13 protein-coding genes and 1 riboswitch are annotated in these 9,264 nt (G+C 68.0%); of the genes, 8 read left to right on the plus strand and 5 right to left on the minus strand.

Annotation, left to right across the window (positions count from 1 at the left end):
• The 4 genes from rsmH to ABDV68_RS16140 form a co-directional block, all read right to left on the minus strand.
• A partial coding sequence (gene rsmH, locus ABDV68_RS16125) for a 16S rRNA (cytosine(1402)-N(4))-methyltransferase RsmH (RefSeq protein ID WP_343521123.1) occupies positions 1–833 on the minus strand: 833 nt, incomplete at its 3' end.
• A gap of 35 nt (positions 834–868) precedes the next feature.
• Complete coding sequence (locus ABDV68_RS16130; protein WP_343521124.1) at positions 869–1,339, minus strand: division/cell wall cluster transcriptional repressor MraZ; 471 nt, start codon at positions 1,337–1,339, stop codon at positions 869–871.
• Between the two features lie 364 nt (positions 1,340–1,703).
• Entirely contained in the window at positions 1,704–2,009 is a 306-nt protein-coding gene (locus ABDV68_RS16135; RefSeq protein ID WP_343521125.1) for a hypothetical protein, read from the minus strand.
• A gap of 60 nt (positions 2,010–2,069) precedes the next feature.
• Positions 2,070–3,062, minus strand: coding sequence for a cysteine synthase A (locus ABDV68_RS16140; RefSeq protein WP_343521126.1), 993 nt, complete (start codon positions 3,060–3,062; stop codon positions 2,070–2,072).
• A 170-nt stretch (positions 3,063–3,232) separates the two neighbouring features.
• Between ABDV68_RS16140 and ABDV68_RS16145 the strand changes: the two genes are divergently transcribed.
• On the plus strand, positions 3,233–3,631 hold the full coding sequence (locus ABDV68_RS16145) for a hypothetical protein (protein WP_343521127.1): 399 nt from the start codon (positions 3,233–3,235) through the stop codon (positions 3,629–3,631).
• On the opposite strand, the gene ABDV68_RS16150 is transcribed toward ABDV68_RS16145, so the two are convergent.
• On the minus strand, positions 3,628–3,954 hold the full coding sequence (locus ABDV68_RS16150; protein ID WP_343521128.1) for a DUF962 domain-containing protein: 327 nt from the start codon (positions 3,952–3,954) through the stop codon (positions 3,628–3,630). The two genes, ABDV68_RS16145 and ABDV68_RS16150, sit on opposite strands and share 4 nt — an antisense overlap.
• A gap of 22 nt (positions 3,955–3,976) precedes the next feature.
• Between ABDV68_RS16150 and ABDV68_RS16155 the strand changes: the two genes are divergently transcribed.
• From ABDV68_RS16155 to metE, 7 genes are all read left to right on the plus strand, one after another.
• Positions 3,977–4,486, plus strand: a complete 510-nt coding sequence (locus ABDV68_RS16155; RefSeq protein ID WP_343521129.1) for a DNA-deoxyinosine glycosylase — start codon at positions 3,977–3,979, stop codon at positions 4,484–4,486.
• An 86-nt stretch (positions 4,487–4,572) separates the two neighbouring features.
• Positions 4,573–4,920, plus strand: a complete 348-nt coding sequence (locus ABDV68_RS16160) for a metalloregulator ArsR/SmtB family transcription factor (protein WP_343521130.1) — start codon at positions 4,573–4,575, stop codon at positions 4,918–4,920.
• Complete coding sequence (locus ABDV68_RS16165) at positions 4,907–5,392, plus strand: SRPBCC domain-containing protein (RefSeq protein WP_343521131.1); 486 nt, start codon at positions 4,907–4,909, stop codon at positions 5,390–5,392. The genes ABDV68_RS16160 and ABDV68_RS16165 overlap by 14 nt, the downstream gene beginning before the upstream one ends.
• Positions 5,389–5,796, plus strand: coding sequence for a DoxX family protein (locus tag ABDV68_RS16170; protein WP_343521132.1), 408 nt, complete (start codon positions 5,389–5,391; stop codon positions 5,794–5,796). The genes ABDV68_RS16165 and ABDV68_RS16170 overlap by 4 nt, the downstream gene beginning before the upstream one ends.
• Before the next feature lie 24 nt (positions 5,797–5,820).
• A complete protein-coding gene (locus ABDV68_RS16175; protein ID WP_343521133.1) occupies positions 5,821–6,240 on the plus strand; it encodes a VOC family protein in 420 nt (139 codons plus the stop codon).
• Complete coding sequence (locus ABDV68_RS16180) at positions 6,240–6,662, plus strand: VOC family protein (RefSeq protein ID WP_343521134.1); 423 nt, start codon at positions 6,240–6,242, stop codon at positions 6,660–6,662. The genes ABDV68_RS16175 and ABDV68_RS16180 overlap by 1 nt, the downstream gene beginning before the upstream one ends.
• A gap of 67 nt (positions 6,663–6,729) precedes the next feature.
• A riboswitch (cobalamin riboswitch) is annotated at positions 6,730–6,923 on the plus strand.
• 109 nt (positions 6,924–7,032) lie between these two features.
• On the plus strand, positions 7,033–9,264 hold a 2,232-nt coding region (gene metE, locus ABDV68_RS16185), incomplete at its 3' end, for a 5-methyltetrahydropteroyltriglutamate--homocysteine S-methyltransferase (protein WP_343521135.1).

The raw sequence follows: 9,264 nt of genomic DNA on the forward strand, positions 1-9,264 counted from the left end.
TCGCTCGGCCGCACCGCTTTCTCGGGCGCCTCGAAGCTCGGCGCGCGCGCCGCCGCCACCGCCGGGCGGTGCCGCGATCCGGCGGGCTGGCTGCCCGAGCGCTCGCGCAGGAATTTCTTGACCATGCGGTCTTCCAGGCTGTGGAAGGTCACCACCGCCAGCCGCCCGCCGGGCTTGAGCACACGCTCCGCCGCGGCCAGCCCCTCGGCCAGCTCGTCGAGCTCGCGGTTCACATGGATGCGGATCGCCTGGAAGGTCCGCGTCGCCGGGTCCTTCTTGTCATGCGGCTTGTGACCCAGCGCCTTGCGCACGACGTTGGCCAGCTCGCCGGTGCGGGTCAGCGGGCGTGCCGCCACGATCGCCTTGGCCACGCGCCGCGCGCGCGGCTCCTCGCCATAGTGAAAGAGCACGTCGGCGATCTCGGCCTCGTCGGCTTCGTTGACGAAGTCGGCCGCGGTCATCCCCTCGCCCGCCATGCGCATCGACAGCGGGCCGTCCTGCTGGAAGCTGAAGCCGCGCTCGGCCTGGTCGAGCTGCATCGACGACACGCCGATATCCATCGCCACGCCATCGACCGGGGCCAGGCCGCGCGCCTCGAGCTCGCGATCCATGTTCGAGAAGGGCGCCTCGATCAGGATCAGCCGGCCTTCGCTCGCCGCGACGAGGGCTTGCCCGCCCTCGATCGCGTCCGGATCGCGATCGAAGGCGGGCACCTCGGCTCCCCGCTCGAGGAACGCCAAGCTGTAGCCACCCGCGCCGAAGGTCGCGTCGACGATGCGCGCACCGGGCCGGATCGCGAGCGCCTCGACCGTTTCGGCCAAAAGGACGGACACGTGCGGACGCACGGAGGCGGAGGGCAGGACCGCGCTCACAGCGTCACCTTCTTTTCGGCGAGGTGGTAGCGGCACGCCGACTTCATGATCTCGGGCGCCTTGGGATGGTCCAGCAGGGTCCTGGGGTCCCAGATCTCGATCACGTTGCCGACGCCGTAGAAAAAGGCGTAGCCGGGCTTGGTCAGCTTGGCGTGGTCGCCTAGGAAGCCGGGCAGGACGAAGCGGCCCGAGGGGTCGAAGGCGATGTTCTCGCCCGGGCCGATGCCCTCGCGCATGATGTTCGAATCCGCCTCGCCGCGCTCGCCGGCGAACTGCTCGGCGCGCTCGCTCAGCCGGGCGAACAGCTGGTCGAAATAAGGTTCGTCATAGGCGATGAGGCAGCGGTCGCTCTCATGGGCGGAGAGGATGGCGACGCGAGCGTCCTTGGTGTCGGCCGGGGCGCCGCTGTTCTTCTCGAGCGTCGCGCGCAGGGCGGAGGGGATGGCGACACGACCCTTGTCGTCCACCAACTGCAATCCCACACCCCGATACCCGCTTCGCACCACTCCCGCCCTCGCTTGCGGCGGGCAAATCCCTCCCGTCCCCGAGAGCGCATGTTTCCACGCGCCCCGGACCCATTCCGGCTGACGATAAGGTTGCCCTGTTAACCAGCGGCGTATCGTAACAGCCGTTGGTTTTCAATGCCTGAACAAGGGAATCCACGGTAATTTGCCCCACTTCTTGCCTCAAACGGGACGTGTATTGAGAATATTCGACAATTGATCGTTATTTGTTCCAGGCAGGCACGGGCGCTAACGATGGGGCAAATGGGGTATGCGGACGGAAGTGGGGCGATTTCCCGTGAGCGCCGAACCGGGCCCGGCGGCCGACTCAGCGTTCCGGGATCGGGTAAGGCGTGATCGCGGGCTCGGGGCTTTCCGCGGTGCGCGGCGCGATGCCGAGCTCGGCGATGGGCTCGTCCTTGGCCGCCGCCATCTCGTTGCCGGGCAGGTCGTCGGTCATGTTGGCGACGACCTCGGGCTTGGAGGCGCCGTCGGCGCGTACCGGGCGCTCCCTGTTCGCCGAGGAGAAGATCGCACTGGCCACGCCGATCAGCAGCAGGACGCTCGCCAGACCGGTCAGGCCGACGCGGACGCGCTGCATGCTTTGCTTGGGATCGGTCGGGAGCGACTTCATGGCTGTGGCATAAATGTAACGCCTCGACAGCCGCTTGCGAACCCCTGTTTTAGACCTGGATCAAGTCTGGTCGAGCCAGGGCGGCACCGGCAGGCCCTTCATGCGCAGCCAGTCCCGGTTGTAGAGTGTTGAAAGATAACGGAATCCCGTGTCGCACAGGATCGTCGCGATGCGCTTGCCCGGGCCCAGGTCGCGCGCCAGCCGGACTGCGCCCGCGACGTTGATCCCCGACGAGAGGCCAAGGCACAGCCCCTCCTCGGCGAGCAGCCGCTCGACCCACTCCAGCCCTTCCTCGTCGGAAATGCGGTACTGGGTGTCGACCGGCGCGCCCTCGAGATTGGCGGTGATCCGCCCCTGTCCGATCCCCTCGGCGACCGAGCTGCCCTCGGCCTTGAGCTCGCCATGAGCGTAGTAATCGTAGAGCGCCGCGCCGTGCGGATCGGACAGCGCGATCGTGACCTTCTCGTCCTTCTCCTTGAGGCCGAGCCCGACCCCCGCCAGCGTGCCGCCGGTGCCGACCGCGCAGGTGAAGCCGTCGATGCGACCCTCCATCTGCGTCCAGATCTCCTCGGCGGTACCGACGATATGCGCCTTGCGGTTGGCGATATTGTCGAACTGGTTGGCCCAGATCGCGTTGGGCGTCTCCTCGGCGATGCGGCGGCTGGTATGCACGAAATGGCCGGGGTTCGAGTAGGGGGCGGCAGGCACCAGCACCAGTTCGGCGCCGAGCGCGCGCAGCGTGTCCATCTTCTCGCGGCTTTGCGTCTCGGGCATGACGATGATCGTCTTGTAGCCCTTGGCGTTGCCGACCAGCGCCAGGCCGATGCCGGTATTCCCCGCGGTCCCCTCGACGATCGTGCCGCCGGGCTGGATCAGCCCGCGCGCTTCGGCGTCGCGGACGATGTACAGCGCAGCGCGGTCCTTCACGCTCGCCCCGGGATTGGCGAACTCGCACTTGCCGAAGATGTCGCAGCCCGTGGCCGCACTCGGCCCCTTGAGCCGCACCAGCGGCGTGTTTCCGATCAGCGCGATGGTATCGGTTGCGACTTGCATGGGCCGACCATTTGCACGCCCGGCGGGAGCGGGCAAGCAAGCGATGCTTCGCGCGTGGCAATAACGCGGCCCATTTGCTTGACCTGCCAGCATGCATTGACTACAAGTGTAGTCATAACGTCGGGAGAGGATGAATGACCCGCATTCCATATCTTGCAATCGCTTGCGTCGTGGCGCTCGCGACGACACCGGGCAGCGCGCGCGATCGGTCCGGCGCGAACCGGGCGAGCGAAGAACTATCCGCGGCAGTCCATCGCGAGCTGGCCGCACAGGGCCCGATCGTGACCGACGCCGATCACGCGCTGATCGCGAGAAAGTGCGGGGATGGCGCGGGCACCAAGCACGCCAACATCCAGATCGACGACGACACGCTGCACTGCGCCAATGGCCAGCGCGTGGCCATGGATGCCGAAACCCGCGCGATGGTGAAGCGCATCTCGACGCGGGCGCAGCGCCATGCCGACCGCGCGATGAAGAGCGCCGCCGTCGCGGAGGCGCAGGCACGGGTCGCGGAGGAAGCGGCGGCACGCGCGATGAAAGAGGCGCGCGCGGCGCTCAGGCAGCGCTAGGCGACTCCCGCGCGCTGCAGATGCGGCTCGAGCCGCCCGGTCAGCCACAGGAAGAACATGCGATAGTCGCTGACCAGCGACCACAACGGATAGGTGAAGGTCGCCGGGCGGTTCTTCTCCACTCCAAAATGCGCGCCCCAGGCGAAGCCGTAGCCGGCCAGCGGGATCGCCAGCAGCCACCACGCGCTGAGCCATATCCCCGCGGCCAGCGCGGCGAAGGTCAGCGCGGTCCCGGCATAGTGCAGTGCTCGCGTCTGCGCCTTCGCATGCTCGCGAAGATAATAGGGCCAGAACTCGGCATAGCGGGTGATCGCGCGCGCCATGGCGGAATGCTAGGACGAGCGCGTGACGCAATCAACTCCGCTCAAGGCCAGCTTCCCGCCCGTCGTCGATCCCGCCGTCCGCGTCCTGATCTGCGGAAGCCTGCCCGGCGACCGCTCGCTCGCCGCGCGGCAATATTATGCGCATCCGCAAAACCAGTTCTGGCGGCTGGTTTCCGCGGTAATCGAGCGCGAGCTCGTCGCCCTGCCCTATCCCGACCGCCTCGCCGCACTGCTCGCCGCGCATGTCGGACTGTGGGACGTCGTCGCCACCGCCCAGCGCCCGGGCAGCACCGACGCCGCGCTCGCCGCGATCCGCCGCAACGATGTCGCCGCGCTCGCCGCCACCCTGCCCGACCTGCGCGCGATCGCGTTCAATGGCGGCGCCGCGCTCAAGCACGGCGTGCGCCAGCTCGGCGCCGCGGCCGGCCGCCACGCGATCGTCGCCCTTCCCTCCTCCAGCCCGCTCCACACGATCGGCTTCGACGCCAAGCTGCCAGCCTGGCTCGCGCTCCGGGACCACCTCACCGTCTGAAAGCTGCGGAAACCGCGCGATTTGCGCGCGCTTGACCTCGCCCCTCACCGTATTTAACGTACTCGTTAAATACAGGACCCGAGTCGATGCACAGCGATCCCTTGAGCGCCCAGTTCGCCGCCCTTGCCGACCCCACCCGCCGTGCGATCCTCGCCCGGCTGGCGCAGGGCGAGGCGTCGGTGAACGAGCTCGCCGAGCCGTTCGACATGAGCCTCCCGGCGGTGTCGCGACACATCAAGGTGCTGGAAAATGCCGGGCTGATCAGCCGCAGCCGCACCGCGCAGTGGCGCCCGGCAAAATTCGAGCCGCTGGCGATGAAGAGTGTCGCCGACTGGCTCGACCAGTATCGGCACTTCTGGGAGTCGAGCTTCGACCGGCTCGACGCCTATCTCAAATACATCCAGACCGCGGGAGGCGGCGTTGAGCGCCACTGATCCCGCCGCGCCGCCGCCGGTGCTCCGCCTGATGCGCGTGTTCGACGCGCCGCGCGACCTGGTCTGGCTCGCCTGGACCCGGCCCGAGATGACCGTCGCCTGGCTCGGCCCGGTCGAATGGCCCGCGGTCACGGTCGAGCAGGACCTGCGCGTCGGCGGCGCCTGGCGCGCCTGCCTGCGCTCGCCCGAGGACGGCCGCACGCTGTGGCAGAGCGGCACCTATCGCGAGGTCGTGGCGCCCGAGCGCCTCGTCTACACCTTCAAATGGGACAGCGACGACCATGAGGACGGCGTGCCCGTCGACACGCTGGTCACCGCGCTGTTCGCCGAGCTGCCCGACAACCGCACCCATCTCGACTTCACCCATGAGGGGCTCAAATCGGCGGAAAGCCTCGCCGGGCACCGTCACGGGTGGACGAGCACCTTCGCGCGCTTCAACGCCTGGCTTGCACGGCAGGAGAGGAACCCATGACCAACACCACCACCCCCGCGATGCTGTGGACCGGCCGCGTGCTGACCGGCCTGTTCGCCCTGTTCATGCTCGGCGCATCGGTGACGCCCAAGCTGATGATGATGCCGATCGCGGAAGAGACGATGGCGCAGCTCGGCTGGCCCGCCGGCTATGCCTTTTCGATCGGGATTCTCGAGCTCGTCCTGGTCGTCCTGTATCTCGTCCCGCAAACCCGCATTCTCGGCGCGGTGCTGATGACGGGCCTGCTCGGCGGCGCGATGGCGACTCAGATCCGCGCCGGCAGCCCGCTGTTCAGCCACATCCTCTTCAGCGCCTATCTCGGCCTGTTCATGTGGGGCGGGCTGTGGCTGCGCGACCCGCAGCTGCGCGCGCTCTTCCCCTTCGCCCGCAAGACCAATCCCTGACCCAGGCTCCAAAGGAGAAAACCCATGTCCGCCAAGTCGATCTTCATCAACCTGCCCGTCCGCGATCTCGCCAAGTCGACCGCCTTCTACGAAGCGCTCGGCTTCACCAAGAACGACATGTTCAGCGACGACAAGGCCTCGTCGATGATGTGGTCGGAGAACATCGTCGTGATGCTGCTGGTGCGCGATTATTATTCGACCTTCACGACCAAGCCGATCGCCGATGCGCACAACACGAGCGCGATGCTGATCGCGCTGTCGCAGGACAGCCGCGAGGCGGTCGACGCGATCGTCGAGAAGGCCGGTGCGAATGGCGGCCAGGCCGATGTGCGCGCGCCGCAGGACCTGGGCTTCATGTACGGCCGCAGCTTCGCCGATCCCGACGGCAACGTGTTCGAGCCGATGTGGATGAACCCGGCGGGCTTCGACGGCGGCGAAGGCTGATGCCGACGCCTCCGCCCTTCACGATGCGCGGGATCGACCATGTCGTCCTGCGCGTCGTCGACTTGCCGCGCATGCTCGCCTTCTATCGCGAGGTGCTCGGCTGCACCGACGAGCGCGAGCAGGAAGCGATCGGCCTCTACCAGCTGCGCGCCGGCGCCTCGCTGATCGACCTGGTCACGGTCGACGGCAAGCTCGGCGCGCGGGGTGGCGCGGCACCGGTCGCCGAGGGTCGCAATGTCGATCACGTCGCCATCGCGATCGCGCCGTTCGACGAGGCCGCGCTCCACGCGCACCTCGCCGCGCACGGGGTCGAGATCATCGAGGAAGGCCCACGCTACGGCGCCGAAGGCGAAGGCCCGTCGATCTATTTCCGCGACCCCGAAAGCAACATCATCGAGCTCAAGGGCCCCGCAACAGCGTGATATAAAGACATAAAGAAATCTTTATATCTTACTTGACACTCGGCCCCGCCGGCGCGATGCTGGCGGGGTCGAAGGTTCTCCGGCCGGCTCGTCCGCGCCGGAGCTAAGACGGGAAGCCGGTGCGAATCCGGTGCTGCCCCCGCAACTGTAAGCGGCGAGCGGCGGTCGCTACGTGTCACTGGGAAGCTCGCTTCCCGGGAAGGCCAGACCGTGCGCATTGACCCGTGAGCCAGAAGACCTGCCCGCGACACGATAACGTCCACCGGCGGGGTGCCCGGTCTGGCCGCATGCGCAATGCGCGGCCGGTCGCCCGTCCGCGCAGGCCCGCACGCGTCCGGCTTCTCCCCGCCTTCTTCGGGGTAGAAGACCAATGACCGTCACCATCGCCACGCTCGGCTTTCCGCGCATCGGCCCGCGCCGTGAACTCAAGCACGCACTCGAATCCTTCTGGTCGGGCAAGTCGGACGAAGCCGCCCTGCTCGAGTCCACCGCCGGCCTGCGCACCGCCGCCTGGGCACGCCAGACCGCGCTCGGCACCGACTGGCTGCCGTCGAACGATTTCTCCCTCTACGACCATGTCCTTGATCTCAGCGTGATGCTCGGCGCGATCCCCGCCCGCTACGGCGCGGCCGACGGCGAGGCGACGCTCGCCACCTATTTCGCGATGGCGCGCGGCACGACAGGCACATCGGAAGGCTGCGCCCATTCGCACAGCCTCACCGCGTGCGAGATGACCAAGTGGTTCGACACCAACTACCACTATATCGTCCCCGAGCTCGCCGCCGGGCAGAAGCTCGCGCTCGGCCGCCTCAAGGTCGTCGAGGAATATCGCGAGGCCAAGGCGCAGGGCTATGAGACCCGCCCCGTCCTGCTCGGCCCGGTCACCTGGCTCAGCCTGGTCAAGGCGAGCGGCGTCGATCCGTTCGACTATCTCGACGAAGTGCTCGGCCTTTACGGCGTGATCCTGGGTCACCTCGCCCATGCCGGTGCGGAATGGGTGCAGATCGACGAGCCGATCCTCGTCACCGACCTCACCGAGCAGCAGCGCCGCGCCTTCACCCGCGCCTATGCCCGGCTCGCGCGCTCGACCCCGCAGCTGATGCTCACCACCTATTTCGGTGGACTCGGCGACAACTTGACCCTCGCCGCCGCGCTCCCGGTCGCAGGGCTGCACATCGATCTCGTGCGTGCGCCCGAACAACTCGCGCCCGTGCTCAAGGCCGCGCCCAAGACGCTCGCCCTCTCGCTCGGCGTGATCGACGGCCGCAACATCTGGCGCGCCGACCTCGCCGCTTTGCTCGACCGGATCGAGCCGCTCGCGGCGGAGCGCGACCTGATCCTGGCCCCGTCCTGCTCGCTGCTTCATGTCCCCGTCGACCTCGCGCTCGAGAGCAAGCTCGACGAGGAGGTAAAGCAATGGCTCGCCTTCGCCGTGCAGAAGGTCGAGGAACTCAGCACCCTCAAGCGCGCGCTCAACGAAGGTCGCGCCAGCGTCACCGCCGAACTGGAAGCCTCCTCGCAAGCAGCCGCCAACCGTCGCACCTCGCCGCGCATCCATGACGCCGCCGTCGCCGCGCGCATCGCCGCGGTCACCCCCGACATGCGCGAGCGCCGCTCGGACCACCCCACGCGCATCGCGGCGCAGGCGGAGGTGCTGAACCTCCCGCTCTTCCCGACCACCACGATCGGCTCCTTCCCGCAGACCGCCGAGGTCCGCCACGCCCGCGCCGAGCATAATCGCGGCAATCTCGACGCCGCGGCGTACGAGGCGTTCCTGCGCGCCGAGACGCTGCGTGCGATCCGCTGGCAGGAGGAGGCCGGTCTCGACATGCTCGTCCATGGCGAGTTCGAGCGCAACGACATGGTCCAGTATTTCGGCGAGCAGCTCGCCGGCTTCGGCTTCACGGTCAACGGCTGGGTCCAGTCCTACGGCTCGCGCTGCGTGCGCCCGCCGGTCCTCTACGGCGACGTCTCGCGGCCGCAGCCGATGACGGTCGAATGGTGGCGCTACGCCCAGTCCGTCACCGACAAGCCGGTCAAGGGCATGCTCACCGGCCCGGTGACGATCCTCAACTGGAGCTTCGTGCGCGACGACCAGCCGCGCGAGGCCTCGTGCCGCCAGATCGCGCTCGCGATCCGCGACGAGGTCCGGGATCTCGAGGCCGCCGGCTGCCAGGCGATCCAGATCGACGAGGCCGCCCTGCGTGAAGGCCTGCCGCTGCGCCGCAAGGACTGGCCGGCCTATCTCGACTGGGCGGTCGATTGCTTCCGCCTCTCCGCCGCAGGGGTCGCCGACACGACTCAGATTCACACCCATATGTGCTATTCGGAGTTCAACGACATCCTGCCCTCGATCGGCGCGATGGACACCGACGTGATCTCGATCGAGACCGCGCGCTCGCAGATGGAGCTGCTCGAGGGCTTCGCCGCCTATGCCTATCCCAGCGCGATCGGTCCGGGCGTCTACGACATCCACGCCCCGCGCGTGCCGGGCGAGGAGGAGATGGTCGCGCTGATGCGGCTCGCCCAGCAGCATCTCAGCCCGTCGCAGCTATGGGTGAACCCCGATTGCGGCCTCAAGACCCGCAAATGGGAGGAAGTG

Origin of the sequence: Sphingomonas sp. (genome assembly GCF_039595165.1) — a bacterium.
Classification (GTDB): Bacteria; Pseudomonadota; Alphaproteobacteria; order Sphingomonadales; family Sphingomonadaceae; genus Sphingomonas.